Origin of the sequence: Dyella sp. (assembly GCF_036568765.1) — a bacterium.
Taxonomy (GTDB): Bacteria; Pseudomonadota; Gammaproteobacteria; order Xanthomonadales; family Rhodanobacteraceae; genus GSA-30.
The window spans coordinates 1-19,510 of sequence record NZ_DATCRY010000138.1 but is presented as its reverse complement, the minus strand read 5'-3'; the positions used below and the strand labels follow the sequence as shown (position 1 = coordinate 19,510).

At 63.0% G+C, this 19,510-nt stretch carries 9 protein-coding genes; 8 read left to right on the top strand and 1 reads right to left on the bottom strand.

What is annotated here, in order from left to right:
- Positions 1 to 262: 262 nt before the first annotated feature.
- Positions 263 to 940, bottom strand: coding sequence for a hypothetical protein (locus VIM98_RS10080; protein WP_331992973.1), 678 nt, complete (start codon positions 938 to 940; stop codon positions 263 to 265).
- Between the two features lie 253 nt (positions 941 to 1,193).
- Between VIM98_RS10080 and VIM98_RS10075 the strand changes: the two genes are divergently transcribed.
- The 8 genes from VIM98_RS10075 to VIM98_RS10040 form a co-directional block, all read left to right on the top strand.
- Positions 1,194 to 1,937 carry a hypothetical protein gene (locus VIM98_RS10075; RefSeq protein ID WP_331992972.1) on the top strand — a complete coding sequence of 248 codons (744 nt, stop codon included), beginning with the start codon at positions 1,194 to 1,196 and terminating at the stop codon, positions 1,935 to 1,937.
- A gap of 14 nt (positions 1,938 to 1,951) precedes the next feature.
- On the top strand, positions 1,952 to 2,881 hold the full coding sequence (locus VIM98_RS10070) for a cupin-like domain-containing protein (protein WP_331992971.1): 930 nt from the start codon (positions 1,952 to 1,954) through the stop codon (positions 2,879 to 2,881).
- Between the two features lie 407 nt (positions 2,882 to 3,288).
- Positions 3,289 to 10,524: an amino acid adenylation domain-containing protein gene (locus VIM98_RS10065; protein WP_331992970.1), complete on the top strand. Its 7,236-nt coding sequence runs from the start codon at positions 3,289 to 3,291 to the stop codon at positions 10,522 to 10,524.
- Positions 10,521 to 15,437 carry an amino acid adenylation domain-containing protein gene (locus VIM98_RS10060; RefSeq protein ID WP_331992969.1) on the top strand — a complete coding sequence of 1,639 codons (4,917 nt, stop codon included), beginning with the start codon at positions 10,521 to 10,523 and terminating at the stop codon, positions 15,435 to 15,437. The genes VIM98_RS10065 and VIM98_RS10060 overlap by 4 nt, the downstream gene beginning before the upstream one ends.
- 30 nt (positions 15,438 to 15,467) lie before the next feature.
- Positions 15,468 to 16,598, top strand: coding sequence for a glycosyltransferase family 2 protein (locus VIM98_RS10055; RefSeq protein ID WP_331992968.1), 1,131 nt, complete (start codon positions 15,468 to 15,470; stop codon positions 16,596 to 16,598).
- Entirely contained in the window at positions 16,592 to 17,704 is a 1,113-nt protein-coding gene (locus tag VIM98_RS10050; protein WP_331992967.1) for a polysaccharide deacetylase family protein, read from the top strand. Before VIM98_RS10055 ends, VIM98_RS10050 begins: the two co-directional genes overlap by 7 nt.
- Entirely contained in the window at positions 17,692 to 18,954 is a 1,263-nt protein-coding gene (locus VIM98_RS10045; protein WP_331992966.1) for an O-antigen ligase family protein, read from the top strand. Before VIM98_RS10050 ends, VIM98_RS10045 begins: the two co-directional genes overlap by 13 nt.
- Positions 18,955 to 18,994: 40 nt before the next feature.
- On the top strand, positions 18,995 to 19,510 hold a 516-nt coding region (locus VIM98_RS10040), incomplete at its 3' end, for a phenylacetate--CoA ligase family protein (RefSeq protein WP_414650207.1).

Sequence of the window (19,510 nt, the reverse complement as noted above, 5' to 3'; positions counted from 1 at the left end):
CCGGGTGGTGGCGTAACGCTTGGTGTCCGATGCGGGGCGCATCGGACCGGCGCCCAACGAACCGCCTGGCGACCATAGCGGGCCGCGCTCTTTTTGGGAGACGGGAGATGGGTAGCGGAGGCGCATCGATGAATACGACCGCAAACCGAGGGTCGCAGAGAAAGCGTGCGCAGAGTTGCAGCAACGGCTGCCCAGCGGGCTTGCACACCGGTTACGCGCTGTTGGTCTCCCCAATATGCTTCGTATCCCCGGTGAAAAGCTCTTACTGCCGCTCCGGGCGCCCCGTCTCCGTCTTGAGCGTGCGCAGCGGTGAGCTGTACCAATCCACCACCTCGCCGTTTTCAAAGCGGATCCAAGACGGGCCATATTCCCAACGATCATTGCGCACCAAGATCGGCTCGCCTTCGATCGAACGGACAGCCTCCTGCGTCATACCAAGCGATAGTACCGGCGCGACGTTCACCGCGGGGGCATCGAAACTTTGCACGATGTACTGCGTACTCTTGTGTTCAGGCGCGAACGGCATTGGGTCGGTGCACCAGAACACAGCGGCAACGATCGCCAGCGCGAGCAATACCGCGGCCTTCGACGGCGGCGCATGCCTGATAGGCAGGTGCACGGGCGACAAAGGCGGCAGCGGCGAGCGGATCGGCATATCGGCAGAGGAGTCGATCGCCATCGCGGCTACGGTGACCGCCGGTCGCCCTGGTGCCGGCGCTCCGGGCAGCCTACCGTGACGACGCTGAAACTCCATCGCGGCGCTGTATTGAACGGTCAGTTGCTGCAGGCGCTCGCCGATATGCGCCTGCCCCTGCCCCTGTCGATCGGGATGCAGGCGCGCGACATGCCGCCTATAGGCCTGCTTGAACTCATTGAGGCAGCACTCGGGGCTCACACCCAGCTCCCGGTAGAGCTCGAGGAAATCGGTCTCGTTAGCCAAGCCATCCCCCTAGATGCGCCATGCAAACGTCACTCACGGCCCCGCGGCGTGACGGGCGTCGGCTGTTCTTTGCGACAGCCGGACGAGCCTTGCGGGATGGTCAGATTCGCTCATTGGCGTATCGGTTGCAAGCACATTTTGCAAGATTCCTAATGTGACCTAATTCACAAATATCAAAATACCCTTGAAGGACAGCTTCATGACGGACCGAAGGCAAAGACACTACCTCGCCGCCCGCTCAGCAATGGCGGCCATGCTGATGTTTTACCAAGGCTTTCTCGCAGCCGCGCCGGAATCTCCGGTCGCACCGGGGGTATCCATGGGCACGCATGTCGCCGCCATTCCCAGTCTGGGGGGGCATACCCTGCTGGCCCAATCCGAGGGCATGGGCTCCAGCCCCGCCGTGACCGAGCCGATCGACACGCAAGCCACAGGCAGCAGCCTGATCGTCTTCAACGGTGGCTACGCTTCCAATGACGATCGCCCCAATGACAGCTACGGCAACCATTGGAAGGCACTGGGACCGCCGGTCCCTTATGGCAATGGCTACGGGGATCGCTTCGACGTCAAGGCGTACGTCGTCCTTGCCGCCAAAGGCGGCGCCAACCACACGGTCAGCTTCGTCAAACGCGGTAACGCACCTGGCGAAATCTCCGTGCCCTTCATCGAAGTGCGCCATGCCGGTGTGCTCAAAGATGTCGCCCAGACGTATGCGCCTGCCGGCCTTACGCTGCGAAGCGGCCGCGTCACCACGACCGGGCCGGCCACCTTGGTGGCGGTGTGGTGGGGCGATGGCGGCGTCAAGCGCATGACTGCCGTCCCCGACAGCGGCTTCACCGTGATCGACAGCTATCTGAAGCTGCCTGACAACAGCGGCGTGCAATGTGCCGTCGCGTACAAGCAAGTCGAAGCGGCTGGCAGCTACGACGTCAGCTGGGTGGGCGCGCCGATCCAGGGCGCGATCCTGTGGCTGTTCGCATTTCAGTCCGTGAATTGAGCGGAGACGAGGCCATGATCGGTACGAATGTTTCATCCCCTTACTATGCTGAGTTGCTCACCCGCGGCCGCGTACAGGCCGCGCCACAGCTGGATTTGAAGCCACCGGTACTGCGCGCGTACTACAACCGCCAGCCCTTCACGATTGGCCATAGGCTTGCCGAACATACGGCTTTTACCTTGCCGGCCCTGTTCGCGCTTTGCCGGCGTATGCCTGAGGAGAAAATCCTGTACCGCATCGGTAAGATCCCGGGCGACGCCGAACTCGATTCCTCCTATGACCGCTACAAGGAAGGACTGACGCTCGATGATGTACTGACGCATTTCGAAGAACGCCAGGCGTATATCTGCATCAACAATCCCGAACTCGACGCTCGCTACAAACCGCTGATCGAAGGGCTGATCGGAGAAATCGCGGCGCAGACCGACGCCATAGATGGCGACATGACCTGGTATTCCACCTATGTGTTTATTTCCGCGCGCGATTCGGTCACGCCTTATCACATGGATCGCGAACTGAATTTCCTGCTGCAGATCCGCGGCAACAAGACCGTCTATCTTTGGGATCCTGCGGACGAGGAGATCATGAGTCCGGCCGAAAAGGATCTGCTGCTGGCACGCAGTGGCGCTCGCCCCGGCTACAAGCCGTCGTTCGAGCCCAAGGCGATGCGCTATACCCTGGAGCCTGGGCTGGGCGTGCACCACCCGTTCATCGCTCCGCATCGCGTGCATACCGGCCCGGCGCTCTCGATTTCGCTGGCCCTGACGTTCCGCACGCGCCGTTCGGATATGCAAACCGACGCGCACCGCTTCAACGCGCGCATGCGACGCCTCGGCCTGGAACCCGGTGCCGTCGGCAAGCATGATTTCGTCGATCGCGCTAAATCGGAGCTGGCGCGGATCAGTCAGCGCGTGCGGGGAAAAAAGCGCGTTCCCGTCGCCTGAAACATCGCCTCGCCATGCTTCCATACAGCGTGACGAGGCGGGATAGGCCAAAGGCCATAGCCCATCGCCAGCCCATGTAGCCGGCCAATGAAAAATGCGAGAAATCGCTTAAAAATAGGGCTTTTTTGCCATTCATAGGCAATACGGCTCGACCATAGAGTCTATGGAAGCCGAAGCCCGTCGAGTCGGACACTACAAACGCTCGCGTTATGCCTCAAGAACGCCGGGCGCGAATGTCGATCGGCTCACAAATCGCTATCTCAGCCCCATCGATTTATTCGCTCCCCGGCTTTGCAGGCCTGCCGCGCTGCTGGTGCCTTCGCAGTCCAACGCCGCTCGGCACCAGGTCATACGAACACGCTGCACCGCCATTCGCTGCATCGTCTCAAGGGGGACACGAAAGTCTGATGAACGCGTGCACCGATACCCGCATGGAAGAAGCGTGCGCCGACTTGCGCCTGTTCGATGCGCTACCGGCGCAAGTTGTCGATAGCGATGCATGGGGCACATGCCAATTCGCTCTCGATACTGCCACCGGTACCGCGACCGTCGAACGCCTCTGCGCGGCACTGGCCTTGACCGAGGCACTGTTTACCGGCGCCGATGCAGTACTTGCCACTTACCGCGACGCCACCCAACTGCGCCAGGCTGTCCTCGAAGTGCCGGCCGACGATATGCGCGATGCATGGCTGCAAAACACCTATCGACAACTGGCCGGCGCGCCAGAGGCGACACGCGTGGCCGCCTGGTACGTCGACGTGCATGGCGAAACCGATGCGGCGGCGCAGGTATACAGCCGCTGGTCGCTCGGCACAGACGGCCGGCTGACTGTCGCATTCCGCGCACCGTTCAACGAGGCCTCGATTGCACTGTTCGCCGGCACGGCAGTACGCACGCTGGCCGAACTCGGCTCCTCGACCGACGTCAGGCTCGATAGCCTCGACCTGCTCAGCCCGGTCGAGCGGCGCCAGCTGATGCACGACTGGAACAACACCGCCGTCGTACGGCGTGCCGAGGACACGGTTCACGGTCTTTTTGCCGAATGCGCACGGTGCCATCCCGAGCGTGTCGCGATCGCTGCTGGCGATAGCGAACTCAGCTATGGCGAATTGGACGCGCGTGCCAATCATGTGGCAGCGGGCCTCATCGCCGCAGGTGTCGAACCCGGACAACCGATCGCACTGCTATTGGAGCGCTCGGTCGATGCCGTCGTCGCCCTGCTCGGTGTCCTGAAAGCGGGGGCTGCCTACCTGCCGTTGGATCCCACTTACCCGGCCGAGCGCCTCGCCTTCGTCATCGGCGACGCACGCGCAGCCCTGATCGTTGCCGAGCCCGGCACGATCGCCCCCGCGGGCATCGACTTGCCGGTCACGTCGCTGGATCGGCTCGAGCGCGAGGAAAACTGCATGCTGCCCGCGCTTGGCGGCGATGCACTTGCCTACGTGATGTACACCTCCGGCTCGACCGGTACGCCCAAGGGAGCGGAAATTCTCCATCGCGCCATCATTCGCCTGGTGCGCGACGGCGGTTATGTCGATCTCGGTAACCAACCGCGTTTGCTGCATGCCGCGCCTCTGGGCTTCGATGCCTCCACCCTGGAGATCTGGGGCGCCCTGCTCAATGGGGGCACCTGCGTCGTCCATGCCGAACGCATCCCGACCGGCGACGGCCTCGCGCGAACCATCGCACAGCATCGTCCGCGCATCGCGTGGCTGACCGCTGCGCTGTTCAATGCCATCGTCGACGATGAAGCAAGCAAACTGCAGGGCCTGGAGCAACTGCTGATCGGCGGCGAAGCGCTGTCTCCAGCACATGTGCGCAAAGCGTACGCCGCGCTGCCGGATATCGCCATTTTCAATGGCTACGGTCCGACCGAGTGCACGACATTCGCCACGACTTATCCGATTCCACGCGAGCTGTCCGCCGATGCACGTTCCATCCCGATCGGCCGACCGATCGCCGATACCACGCTGTACATACTCAATGCGCGTCGTCAGGCCGTGCCGGTCGGTGCGATCGGTGAACTGTATATCGGCGGCGCCGGTCTGGCGCGCGGTTATCTGGCGCGGCCGGAACTTACCGCGGAACGGTTCGTTACTCACCCGTTCGCGCAGAGCGAACGCTTGTACCGTACCGGCGATCTAGTGCGCTGGCTGCCCGACGGCACAATCGAATTCATCGGGCGCGCCGACGGCCAAGTGAAAATCCGCGGTTATCGCATCGAGATCGGCGAAATCGAGGCGGCGCTGCAAAGTATCGAAGGCGTGCGCGCCTGCGCCGTATTGGTACGCGAGGATCGTCCCGGCCAAAAGCGGCTGGTCGCCTACTATGTGCTCGACGATACCTCGCTCGATGCGCGCGAGCTACGCGAGCGTCTGTCGCGCAGCCTGCCGGACTTCATGGTACCTGCCATTTATATAGGGCTATCTGCCCTGCCGGTCACTGTGAACGGCAAACTCGATCGTCGCGCGCTACCCGCACCGGATCGCCAGCGCCCGGAGCTGGCCGATGCTTATGCGCCGCCGCGCAATGCCACCGAGCAGCGCCTGTGCGAACTGTTTGCCGACATGCTCGGCCTGGATGAGGTCGGTCGCCACGATCATTTCTTCGACCTGGGCGGGCACTCCCTGCTGGCGGTTCGCACGCTCAAGCGCATTCACGCTGAAGTGTCCACGGTGCCGACCATCGCGGCGTTCTTCGCCACGCCGACACCGGCCGCACTGGCAGCGGCCATCGACGATCACGCTCAACCCAGGGTAGTCGCCAGCCGTATCGCCAGCGGAGAGCAAACTGTCGCTGCCGAGCCTGTCGCCATTATCGCCATGGCCGGTCGCTTTCCAGGTGCCGCCAATGTCGAGACGTTCTGGGACAATCTGTGTGCCGGCCGCGATTCGATTACGCATTTCGACCCAGGTGCGCTGGACCCGTCCGTGTCCATGCAAGATCGCCAGCATCCGTCCTATGTCGCCGCGCGCGGTGTCATCGATGGCGTGGAGGAGTTCGACGCGCCCTTCTTCGGCATGTCCCCGCGCGAAGCGGAATTGACCGATCCACAGCAACGCCTGTTCCTGGAATTGTGCTGGGAATGCCTCGAACGCGGCGGCTACGTACCCGATGCTCACGACGGGCCCGTCGGTATCTTCGGCGGCATGCATAACGCGACCTACTTCCAGCGGCATCTGGCATCGCGACCGGATCTGGTGGAAAAGTTCGGCGCCTTCGCGGTCATGCTGGCGAATGAAAAGGACTATCTGACCACGCGCGTGGCGCACCGGCTCAATCTCACCGGTCCCGCGGTCAGCATGAACACGGCGTGCTCGACCTCGCTGGTGGCCATCGCACAGGCGTTCGACGCGCTGCGCGCCGGTCGTTGCGATATGGCGCTGGCAGGCGGAGCAAGCGTCGCCTGCCCGCCGCGCAGCGGCTACATGTACCAGGAGGGCTCGATGCTGTCGCCCGATGGTCATACGCGCAGCTTCGACGCAGATGCCCAAGGCACGGTATTCAGTGACGGCGCTGCGGTAGTCCTGCTCAAGCGGCTCTCCGATGCACAGCGCGACGGCGATCCGATCTATGCGGTGATCCGTGGCGCGGCCATCAATAACGATGGCGGTGCCAAAGCCAGCTTCACCGCGCCCAGCAGCGCAGGCCAAGCCGCAGTGATCGCCATGGCGTTGCGCAACGCCGGTGTGGATGCACGCTCCATCTCCTACGTCGAAGCTCACGGCACCGCCACGCCATTGGGCGATCCGATCGAGATCGAAGGATTGACCCAGGCCTATCGCCGCGATACCGACGATTGCGGTTACTGCGCCATCGGCTCGGTGAAGAGCAATGTAGGCCACCTCGTGATGGCCGCCGGCGCTACCGGAGTGATCAAAGCTGCGTTATCGCTGAAGCATGCATTGCTGCCTCCCTCGCTGCACCTGCGCGCCACCAATCCAAAGATCGATTTCGTACACTCGCCCTTCGTTGTACAGGCGGAGCTGTCTCCATGGCCCGTTGGTCCGGGACCGCGACGCGCCGGTGTCAGTTCGTTTGGTGTCGGCGGCACCAATGCGCACGTGATTTTGGAAGAAGCTCCGGCACAGGAGCCTTCCGAACCCGCCACCGGCGCACAGTTGCTGGTGCTGTCGGCACGTTCGGCGTCGGCGCTGGCCCAGGCGGCGGCGAATCTTGCCGATCACCTCGCCGCAAATCCCGCACTGAACCTGGCCGATGCCGCCTGGACACTGCGTACAGGTCGCAAATTGTTCGCCTATCGCACCTGCGTGACTGCCACCGATATCGTTGGCGCCATTGCGCGCCTGCGCGAACCGGTCGCCATGCGCGGGCCGGCGATGCCGAATGCACCCGGTGTGGTGTTCATGCTCCCGGGCCAGGGCTCGCAGTACGCCGGCATGGGTCGCCAGCTGTATACACTTGCACCGGCCTTCCGCACTGCGCTCGATACCGTCGCCGACGCACTCGGCGACGAATTGGGCTTCGACCTGCGGGAACGCATGTTCTCCGACGACGCCGATGCGTTGCGCGCGACCGCACTGACCCAGCCTGCAACCTTCGCGATCGAATACGCGTTGGCTCAACTTTGGATAAGTAGCGGCGTACAACCGGCTGCCATGCTGGGCCATAGCGTCGGCGAGTTCGTCGCGGCGGCAGTCGCGGGCGTCATGCCGCTCGCCGACGCGGCGCGGCTGGTGGCGCGCCGCGGTCGCATGATGCAGGCGATGCCTCCAGGCGCGATGCTCTCGGTGCGCTCGGACGCAGCCGGCCTGGTTGCACGTATGCCCGTCGGCCTGGCTTTGGCGGCGGAAAACGGTCCCAACGCCAGTGTCGTATCCGGCCCATCCGATGCGGTGGAGGCATTCCGCCAGGAACTGGAAGGCGCCGGCGTGGCCTGCCGCCTGTTGCATACCTCGCACGCCTTCCATTCGTCCATGATGGATCCTGTGCTCGATGCGTTCCGTGCCGAAGTCGAGCGTGTCGCATTGGCGCCGCCGTCGATCCCGATCGTTTCCACCCTGACCGGTGCACCGCTGGACGCGGCGGATGCCGTCTCGGCCGACTACTGGACCCGGCACTTGCGCGGCACGGTGCGCTTCTCCACTGCGCTCCAACATCTGCTTGCCGACCCGAGCCATGCTTTCGTCGAAGTCGGACCTCGTACGGCCCTTGTCCAGCTTGCACGTCAACATCCACAGAGCCGTGGCCGCGTGGTGCTCGCCTCGCTCAGCGATATCCCCGATGGCGAACACGTCAGCTGGCTCGACGCGCTGGGCCAACTGTGGTGCCACGGTGCCGAGACCACACTCGAAACGCTGGATCGACGTACCCGCAAACAGCACCTTTGCCTGCCGACCTATCCATTCGAGCGCAAAAGGCATTGGATCGACGCTCCCGTCGCCTCGCCTGCATCCAATGTCACTGTTCTGCCACTGCCCACGCCCAGTCCGCCGCCAGCGGCATCGCCATCCCTTCCTTTACCGGAGCCCATGTCCATGGCTGTCCCCGCCGCCGCTATCGCAAACGATCGCCCCAAGCGCCTCACCGCGGAACTTATCGCGTTGTTCGAGGACGTGTCCGGCAATGAATTCGATAGTGCCGACGCCGACGCCAATTTCGTCGAACTAGGCTTGGACTCGCTCTCCCTGACCCAGATTGCCCTGCAATTGCAGAAGACCTTCGCATTGAAGATCACCTTCCGCGAATTAATGGAATCGTGTTCCTCCTTCGAGCGCCTGGCCATGCACATCGATCGCCTCTTGCCGCCGGATACCCAGGCGGACGCATCTGCCACCACACCTGCAGCAGCCATTGCCACCGCTCCCATGGTATCGGCCGCCGTCGCCATGCCCATGGCAGGCGGCAATCTGGTACAGGATGTCATCCAGCTACAGATGTCGATCATGCAGCAACAGCTGGCCCTGCTCGCCGGAGCCGGCAACCTGCAGACGACCGTGTCCGTCGCACAGCCAGTCGCACCCGTACAGGCCGCTCCGCCCCAGCCTTCTCCATCGCAACCCCCATTACCACAGTCTGTCCAGACAGGGGCCGAACCCCTGCCGGGCGACGAAGAGGCTGCGTTGGCGCATACGACTTACGACGTCAAGAAAGCCTTTGGTGCGATCGCACGCATCCATTCGACCTCGACCGAACTCACCTCGCGCCAGCGCGCACGACTGGACGTGTTCATGCGTCGGTATATCGAACGCACTCAACGTTCCAAGGCTTATACACAGGAACACCGCGCGCATCTGGCCGATCCGCGCGTGGTCAATGGTTTCCGGCCACTGCTGAAGGAAATCGTTTACCAGATCGTGGTCGAGCGATCTAAAGGCTCCAGGGTGTGGGATCTGGACGGCAATGAATATATCGATGCATTGAACGGCTTTGGTATGAACCTGTTCGGCTGGCAGCCGGACTTCGTACTCGATGCCGTGCGCAAGCAGCTCGATGCAGGCTATGAGATCGGCCCGCAGCATCCGCTGGCCGGCGACGTGGCCAAGCAAGTCTGCGAGCTGACCGGCTTCGACCGCGCCGCATTATGCAATACCGGCTCGGAGGCGGTCATGGGGACGGTGCGTATCGCGCGCACGGTAACCGGACGCGACACCTTGGTTATTTTCACCGGCTCGTACCACGGCATCTTCGATGAAGTCATCGTACGCGGCACCAAGAAGCTTCGCTCCGTGCCGGCAGCACCGGGCATCCTGCGCAATACCTCCGAGAATGTGCTGGTTCTCGACTACGGCACACCCGAATCGCTGGCGATCATCCGCGAACGGGCGTCGTCGATCGCTGCCGTGCTGGTCGAGCCGGTGCAGAGCCGTCGGCCGGATTTCCAGCCGCGGGAGTTCCTGCAGGAGCTACGCGCGATTACCAGCGATGCCGGGGCACTGTTGATCTTCGACGAAGTGGTAACCGGCTTCCGCTCGCATCCGCGCGGTGCGCAGGCGGTACTGGGTATCGATGCCGACCTGGCGTCGTACGGCAAAGTGGTGGGCGGTGGCTTTCCGATCGGCGTGATCGCGGGCAAGCGCAAATATATGGACGCGCTCGATGGCGGTGCCTGGCAATTCGGCGATGCTTCGGTGCCGACCGTGGGCGTGACTTACTTCGCCGGCACCTTCGTGCGCCATCCATTGGCGCTGGCCGCCGCCGATGCCGTGCTCAAGCATCTGAAACAAAACGGCCAGGAGCTCCAGGATCGCCTGAATGCGCGCACGACCCGACATGCCGATGAGCTGAATACCTTCTGCACCGAATTCGGCGCACCTATCCGCATCGTACATTTCGCCTCGGTATGGAAGGTCAACTTCCTCGAAGATCACCCACTGCAGGACCTGCTCTTCGCGATGATGCGTAGCCGCGGCATCCATATCCTGGATAACTTCCCGTGCTTCTTCACTACTGCGCATAGCGAGGCGGATTTCGCCGCGATTGCCAAGGCTTTCAGGGATTCCGTGCTGGAGCTGCAAGAAGCCGAGTTCCTGCCCCGCCGCCAGCGCGCCAGCGTACATGCGATCGATGCCGATAAACCACCCGTCCATGGCGCGCGCCTGGGCAAGGATGCCGAAGGCAACCCGGCGTGGTTCGTTCCCAATCCCGATGCTCCGGGCAAGTTCATGAGGATCAGCGCATGAGTGCCGACCAGACTGCCATCCTGCCGACCGCTGTCGACTACGATCCGTTTGCCGACGCACCGCTGGCACGTGTGGCGGCGACCACCGAGCCACAGCGGGAGATATGGCTGGCCGCGCAGCTCGAACGCGAAGCCTCGCTGGCATACAACGAATCGATATCGCTGCGTCTGCGCGGCCCGCTCGATGTCGACGCGCTGCGCCGGGCCGTACAGGGTCTGGTCGATCGTCATGAGAGTTTGCGCGCCACCCTTAGCCGTAACGGCGAGGAAATGCATATCGCCGCACGGCTGGACGTGGACTGCGCCTTCAGCGACCTGACGGCGCTCGACGGTCAAGCACGCGATAACGCCGTCGCAGCCACGCTGCGAGAAGCGGTGAATCTGCCTTTCGACTTGGAGCACGGCCCGCTGGCACGTGCAGAATTGCTACGGCTTGGCGCGGACGATCACCTGCTTGTCCTCACTGCGCACCACATCGTCTGCGACGGCTGGTCCTACGGCGTACTCATCCACGACCTGGCGGAGCTGTATGCACAACAAATCGGTCGTGGCGAGGGCCCTGCACCGGCCGACTCGTACGCCGATTTCGCGCAGGCGCAGTTGCTGTTGGCGCAGACCGAAGATGGCCGCGATGCCGAGCACTATTGGTTGGAGCGCTTCGCCAGCGTGCCCACAGCACTGGACCTGCCTACCGACCGACCACGCCAGCGCCGCCGCAGTTTTACTTCGAGCCGCGAGGATTGTCTGCTCGATGCCGGACTGGTCGCACAGATCAAGCGTGCAGGCGCACAGCGCGGCGCCAGCTTCTATGCCACGCTGCTAACAGCCTTCGGGCTATTGCTTCAGCGCTTGTGTGGACAGGACGAAGTAGTTATCGGTATCCCGTCCGCCGGCCAGGCTGCCGGCGGCCACCAGCGATTGGTCGGCCATTGCGTCAACGTGCTTCCACTGCGCATGGCAATCGATTCACACGCAAGTTTCGGTAACGCGCTGGAGCGCGTACGTGGCGACCTGCTCGATGCCTTCGAACACCAACAATACACTTTGGGCAGCCTGCTCGCCCGCCTGGCGCTACCGCGCGATCCTAGCCGGCTGCCTCTGGTCGGCGTGCTGTTCAACCTCGACCAGGCATTGGACGAACATAGCCTGACCTTCCCGGAGTTACGTTTCGAGTTCTCCGCCAACGCACGCGCGTATGAGAACTTCGAACTGTTTGTCAACGCAGTGCAGGTCGACGGCGGCGTGCGCCTGGAATGCCAGTACAACAGCGACCTGTTCGACGCGCGTACGATCCGGGCCTGGCTGGATGCCTATGAGACACTCCTGCGCAGCGCAAGCACCGATATGAACGTCGCAGCGCAGGCGCTGAACATGCTTTCGGCGACCGCCTATGCCGAGCTGGCTGCGTTGCAGCCGCTGCCAAGCGCTTATCCGCGCGATCGGCTGGCGCACGAATATTTCGAGATTCAGGTTGACCGCACGCCCGCGCGCGCAGCTGTACGGCACGGCGCCACGCAGCTGAGCTATAGGGACCTCGAGGCACGCGCGAATCGTCTCGCGCGTTGCCTGCGCGCGCGCGGCGTGGGTCAGGGGGATCTGGTCGGGCTGGCGCTGGCACGCAGCATGGATATGGTCGCATCGGTACTGGCCGTGCTCAAGGCGGGCGCGGGCTACGTACCGCTCGACCCCGCCTTTCCCGCTGACCGGCTTGCCTTCATGGCGGAAGACGCCGCATTGGCCGCGCTCGTCGTGGATGATGACGCGCCTGTATCCCTGAAGCACGACAGCAGGAAGGTGCTGTCATTGGCACGGGATGCCGCCGAGATCGATGCGGCCGAATCAGGCCGGCTGCCGCGCGATGTCCGCGCCGGCACGCCGGACTCGATCGCCTATGTGATCTTCACTTCCGGCTCGACCGGGCGGCCCAAGGGCGTGCGTGTGCCGCATCGCACGACCTCCAATTTCCTTACCAGCATGCAGTGCATACCTGGGATCGAGGCCGACGACAGGCTGGTGGCGGTCACCACGCTCTCGTTCGATATCGCTTTCATGGAGCTGATGCTGCCTTTGAGCGTCGGCGCCGAGATCGTGGTAGCCGATCGCGACGATGTGCGCGATGGCGCGGCCTTGCGCCGCCTGGTCGAGACAAGCGGCGCCACCATGATGCAGGCCACGCCGGCTGGCTGGCGCATCCTGGTCGAATCGGGCTGGAACGGCCATGCGCATTTCCGCGCCGTTTCCGGTGGCGAGCCTTTGCCGGTGGATTTGGCCGAAGCACTGCTGCAACGCTGTGGCGAAGTGTGGAATGGCTATGGCCCCACCGAGACGACGGTCTATTCGACGTATTGGCGTGTCGTCGCACCTCGCAACGGTATTTTCATCGGCACGCCGATCGCCAATACCCGCGTTCACGTGCTTGACGCGCAGGGTACACCCTGCCCCCTGGGTGTACCGGGAGAGATATACATCGGCGGCGACGGTGTCACGCTGGGCTATCTCCATCGCCCTGAGCTGACCACCGAACGCTTCCTGCCGGATCCGTTCGTTGCCGACGCCGGTGCGCGCATGTATCGCACCGGCGATCGTGGCCGCTGGCTTGCTCATGGCGTACTGGAACACCTGGGGAGGCTGGATTTCCAGGTCAAGGTTCGCGGTTATCGCATTGAGCTCGGGGAAATCGAAGCGGTGCTGGCCGATGCGCCCGAAGTGGCACGCGCGGTAGTCGCCGCGCGCGAAGATCGCCCAGGCGATGTGCGATTAGTGGCTTACGTCGTGCCGCACGACGGGGCCACGATCGGCGAAACCGCATTGCGCGAACGCATGCAAGCGCGTTTGCCCGAATATATGCTGCCGCAGCATCTAATGGTCCTTCCGGCGATTCCGCTGCTTCCCAACGGCAAGATCGATCGCAAGGCACTACCCGCACCGCCGGTTTCCACCGTCGCCTCGGGCGAGGCGCGGTTGGCGCCGCGGGATGAACACGAGCAGCGCGTCGCCTCTGCCATGGAAGCCGTGCTCGCACTTCCCGACCTCGATGTACGCGACAACTTCTTCGCTCTCGGTGGGCATTCGCTGCTGGCCGCGCAGCTTACCGCGCGCCTGAATCGCGAATTCGGCATTACCTTGTCGTTCCGCACCCTGTTCGATGCGCCGACCATCGCCGAACTCGCCGCGGCCATTGCCCGTCAGGCAGCGGATGGCAGTGCCCCCGCAGCACAACCTATCGCAAAGCGCGAAAACCAGGATCGCGCACCGCTATCGCTGATGCAGCGCCGCCTCTGGGCGCTGGAAGAGCTTCAACCGGGACGCGTCACTTATAACGCACCGTCGGCTCACCGCCTGCGCGGCCGACTCGACGAAGGGGCATTCCAGCTGGCAATGCAAGCGCTGATGCAGCGACAGCCGAGCATGCGCACCGCCATCCGTCGCAACGGCGACGATGTCGAGCAAGTAGTCGAGCCGACCGTCGAGTTACCCTTGTTCCCGGCCGAGGACCTTTCCGCGCTGCCGGCAGACGAGCGAGAGCAAAGGCTCATGCAACGTTTGCAGGCGCTGACCGATACGCCGTTCGATCTTGGCCGGGCACCGCTATTTAGCGCGCACATGTTCAAGCTGGCGCCGGACGATCATGTGTTCTTCTTCATGCCACACCATATCATCTGGGACGGCTGGTCGTTCGACATTCTGTATGCCGAACTATCGCAGCTTTATCGGGCTTTCGCCGAAGGCGCTCCTTCTCCCCTGCAGCCGTTGCCGGTGAGCTACGGCGATTTCGCCACTTGGCACTCGCAATGGCTGGAAGGTCCGCAGTTTCAAAGCCAGCTTAACTACTGGCGCGATCGCCTCGCGGGCATGGAGGGGATCAAGGCGCTGCCGACCGATCGGCCTCGCCGCCCGGGCATGTCGGGTCTGGGCCGCACGGAATGGATCCGCGTGGCAAAGGACACCACCGATGCCATGCACGAGGTAGCGCGCAAGGCCGATGCGACCCTGAACATGACGCTCCTTGCGCTTTACTACGTATTGCTCAACGGCATGTCGGATCGGCGCGACCTGGTCATCGGCACGCCGGTGCGAGGACGCAACCAGACTGAAGTCGAATCGGTGATGGGTTATTTCAACAATCTCCTGCCATTGCATGTGAATGTCGATCCGACACTTTCGTTCATCGACTTCGTCCGGCATGTCAAGCGTATCGCCATCGACAGCTTCGGCCATCCCGACGTGCCGCTGGAGTATCTGCAACGCGAGCTTCGTGTCAGCCACGGCAATGGAGCCGTGCTCTATCAGGCTTTGTTCTCGTTCCAGGATGCGCGTCAACGCATCGTCGAATGGGGCGGCTTGCGGCACGAACAGATCCTGCTCTTCCAGAGCGGGGCGACGGAAGACCTGGGCATGTGGTTCCTGGAAAATAACAAGGGCATGCTCGGCGGGGTGACTTACAACGCCGACATCCTCGACGCAAGCACAGCGTGCCAATTGCGCGACCGGTATACGGAGCTGCTGGCGCGGGTCATGGCCAACCCGCAGCTCACGATAGCCGAACTCAACCGCGACGCGGAGCCGCTGCAGGGCGCCGAGCCCGAGGCCGCCGAGCTCTCCAGCCACGAGGAGACAACGCCGGAAATGCTGCCGAAGACGGATAACGAGAAGCTGTTGGCCGGCGTCTGGTGCGAGCTTCTGCACCTTCCACAGGTGCGCACCAGCGACAACTTCTTCGACATAGGCGGGCATTCGCTGCTAGCCGTGGACATGGTCGCGCGCGTGCAACAGGAAAGCGGCCGTAGCCTGAACCTGCTCACCGTCGCCAATAGCACATTGGGTACGTTGGCCGCAGAACTGGCGCAAGCGCCAGTTGGACGCTCTGCAACAGCGAAACAAGGTTTACTGCGCAGCCTTTTCGGGAGGCGCTGACATGGACACTTCGGTCCGGGGGGAGCCGAGATGATGAGCCTGGCCCTGCTTGCCTGCTGGTCATGTGCGATTCTGATCGTGCATGTGTTCGTGGGTTACCCGCTATGCGTGTGGTTGCTGGCGCGTGTCCATCCCCACCCGATACGCAAGCGTGCCATAACGCCGACCGTCACGGTGATCATGGCGGTGCATGACGGTAGCCGCCACATCAAGGCAAAGATGAAGAATCTGCATGCGCTGGACTATCCGGCCGAGCTGGTCGACATCATCGTGGCTTGCGACGGCTGTAACGACGCGACGCCGGCGCTTGCACGCCATTTCGGTGGCACGCGCACGCAAGTGCTTCGCTTCGATGCAAGGCGCGGCAAGGCCTCTTGTCTCAATGACGCCGTCAAGCTGGCACAAGGCGACGTGCTTCTATTCACCGATGTACGGCAAAAGCTTTCGCCCACTGCGCTGCGCGAACTTGTCGCCAACCTTGCCGACCCTGGGGTAGGCGCCGTCAGCGGCGAGCTGCATATGGAAAACGTGCGCAGCGGCTTCGCGCAAGGCGTGGATGCTTACTGGCGTTACGAGAAGCTGATCCGGCAATCCGAAAGCCGCTCCGGCTCGACCATCGGCGTTACGGGCGCGCTCTATGCCATGCGCCGCGAATTGTACGAGCCGCTGCCGCACGGTACCGTACTTGACGACGTACTGGTACCGATGCGCGTTGCCGCGACCGGACGGCGTGTCGTATTCGAACCTCGCGCGCTGGCTTGGGACCAGCCTTCGCAACTGCCCGAACAGGAGCGCCGGCGCAAGATCCGCACCTTGGCTGGCAACTACCAGCTGATCCAGTTCGCGCCCTGGCTGGTGCAACCGACGCGCAATCCGTTGTGGTTCCGCTTTGTCAGCCACAAGTTGCTGCGCCTGCTGGCACCCTGGCTGATTGTCTTGTTCGCGCTGAGCACGGCCGCACTCGCTACGCGCCACGCGCCGTATGCATGGCTGCTTCTGCTGTTGCTGGCGGGTGCGGCGCTTGTTGCAGCCGGACGCCTGCTACCGACGCTTTCGCGCTGGCTTCCCGTGCGGCTGGCGACGGCGTTCTATTACCTCAACCTGTTCTCCGCGCAGGCTCTGTTCGCCTTTACCCGCAACCGAGGGCTTCATTTATGGTGACCGACATGGAGGGCGATGGCCGTGGTGTCGGCCTGCGCGGCCGACTCGGCGATCTATGCTACAGCAGCGGGCTACTGCACTCCTTGCAACGGCTGCGTGCCTGGTTGCAAAAGGATTTGCGCATCCTGGCCTATCATCGCGTGATGCCGGTGCCCGATCCGGCAACGTATGCGTTCGACATGGAGCTGATCAGCACTTCGCCGGAGCGCTTCCGCGAGCAGATGCTGTTGCTCAAACAGCGTTTTCAACCGATACGCCTCACCGATGTCGCAGCCGCGCTGGTCAACGGAGATCCGCTGCCACCCGACGCGGTAGCGGTGACATTCGACGACGGCTACGACGACAACTACCGTATCGCGTATCCGATTCTGGCCGAACTAGGCATACCGGCGACATTCTTTGTCTCCACCGGCCATATCGATACCGGTCGCCCGTTCGCCTACGACTGGCTGGTTCACATGTTGTTGCGCACTGGCTCGCCGAGTCTTCGCCTGCCGGAACTGGGCATCGATATAGCGATGCCCGCTACCCGGCAGGCACGGCGCGCGCTGGCCGGACGCGTCCTGATGAAGATGAAGCATCTGGGTGCGCTGGAGCAATCGGCCCTGATCGCGCGGCTGGAGGACGAGTGGCGCATGCCCAGCAGCCAGGCACCGGACGAGTGCCGGCCGATGACCTGGACACAACTGCGCGAGATGCGTGCAGCAGGCTTGGAGATCGGCTCGCACGGTGTGCATCACCGCATGTTTTCGAAGCTGCCGCACGAAGAGATGACACGCGAGATTAGGCAGTCCAAAGCCAGCCTGGATCGTGAACTCGGCCGAATGACCGGATTGATGTCCTATCCGGTCGGTGGCGATCGCGCTTTCGATACCGGGGTCATCAACGCTACCCGCGACGCCGGCTTCGACCTCGCCTGCTGCTACATCTGCGGTACCAATCCGGATCCTGCCGCCAATCGCTATGCACTCTATCGCCTACCGGTGGAACGCATGATGGGCATGGGTTGGTTCGCCACCATGCTCACCCTGCCGAGCCTCATGAGCTACCAGACGGTCAGCCGCGAACCTCCGGCGCGACAGAGCGAGGCGGCATGTACCCCCTGATCCTGCTCTATCTGGTGCTCACCATCGTGCGCCCGCAGGATTACCTGCCGGGCCTGGAGAACGTACCGCTCCTGCCGGCGGTACTGGCCCTCGCCTTCCTCGCCTGGCTGTTCTCGACGGCCAGAACCTTTGCCGCACCGCAGTTCATATTGCTGCCGGCGTTCCTGGTGGTATTGATGATCTCGCAGGCGACCAATGGCTGGGTCGGCGGGATGAAGGACGAGTTGACTAAATTCGGCCCTACGGTCGCCGCTTTCATGATCTTCGCCGCCGGCTGCAATACGCCACGCCGTGTCAAGCTCGGTATGGCGGTATTCGTGCTGTGCTCTATGGTCCTGGCGTTCCATGGCGTAGAACAAGTGAAGACCGGCATGGGCTGGACCGGCATCCCGCTGAGCGAAGAAGGTCGCATCCAGTACGTCGGCATTTTCAACGATCCCAATGATCTTGGCTTGCTCTTTGCCGCGACTTTGCCGATGGCGGTATTCCTCGCTTTCCGCAGTGGCGTTCTAGGCCGCTGTTTCTGGTTTGGCGGCGCTTTGCTGCTGCTCTACGGGACCTATCTGACCAACTCACGTGGGGCCCTGCTCGCCGTGCTCGCGGTCGCCGGCGCATATATCTGGTTTCGCCGCGGCATGATCACCGCTGGGATACTCGGCGTAATCGGGCTGACGTGCATGAAGCTGCTGTCTTCGCGCATGCAGGAACTCGATGCCGAAGAAGAATCGGCGGCCGGCCGCGTCGATGCTTGGTACTCGGGGATCCATATGTTCATGTCCCACCCGACTTTTGGTGTGGGCGCCGGCAACTTCACCGAATACAATGAACTGACGGCACATAACTCGTTCGTGCTGGTGCTGGCGGAAACAGGCTTTGTCGGGTTCATGTTGTGGCTGGCCTTTGTCGGCTACAGCTTCTGGATGATGTTGGCCGTGGTGCGCCATCAGCCTGAGCTTGGCAGTGACGCCAAGTTCGCCAAGGCGTGGCGGGACGAGCGCGCGATGGCGTTGACCTTGCTGCTGATGCTCTGCGGCCTGTTCAGCGCAGCGTTCTTCTTGAGTCGCAGCTACATGATCGTTCTTTATCTGCTGACTGCCATGGTGACTGGCTATTACGTCGGCGCCCGTCAGCGCTATCCGGACCTGCCCCACTTGCGCCTGGCCGATAGCGGCTGGCGCTGGGTGCCGGCGGCAGTGGGTAGCATCGCAGCTTTGTTCGTCCTCGTCGCTGTGCTGCTGCGAATGGGATGAACTGTCATGCCGTCAGCGAAGCATCGCAGGGAGATATGCCATGAATGGCTTATATGAAACGGCCTTTCGCAAGCTGCTTTTCCCTGCCTACGAGGGCGGCTTGCGTCGTCGCCGTACGCTGGCATATCTGGACGACTACGACCGCGATCAGTGGCTGGCGCCGGAGCAGATCCGCACGTTGCAATGGGTACGGCTCAAGCGCTTGCTCGATCATTGCTATCGTGAGGTGCCGTATTACCGTCGCCGCTGGCAGGAGCTAGGTATCGTGCCAGAAGATATCCGCAGTCTGGACGATTACTCCAGGCTGCCGGTACTGACCAAGGCCGACATCCGCGAGCACTTTGACGAGCTCAAGGCGGTCTCCTGGCGCGATGGCCTGCTTTACAAGGCGACCGGTGGCTCGACAGGCGAGCCGCTACGTTTCGGTTACACGCGCGAAAGCAACGATCGCCGTGTCGCAGTGATGTGGCGCGGCTACGCGTGGGCCGGAGCCCGCATGGGGCGACGCACGCTTTATCTGTGGGGCGGCGCGGTCGGCGATCCCACACGCGCGCAC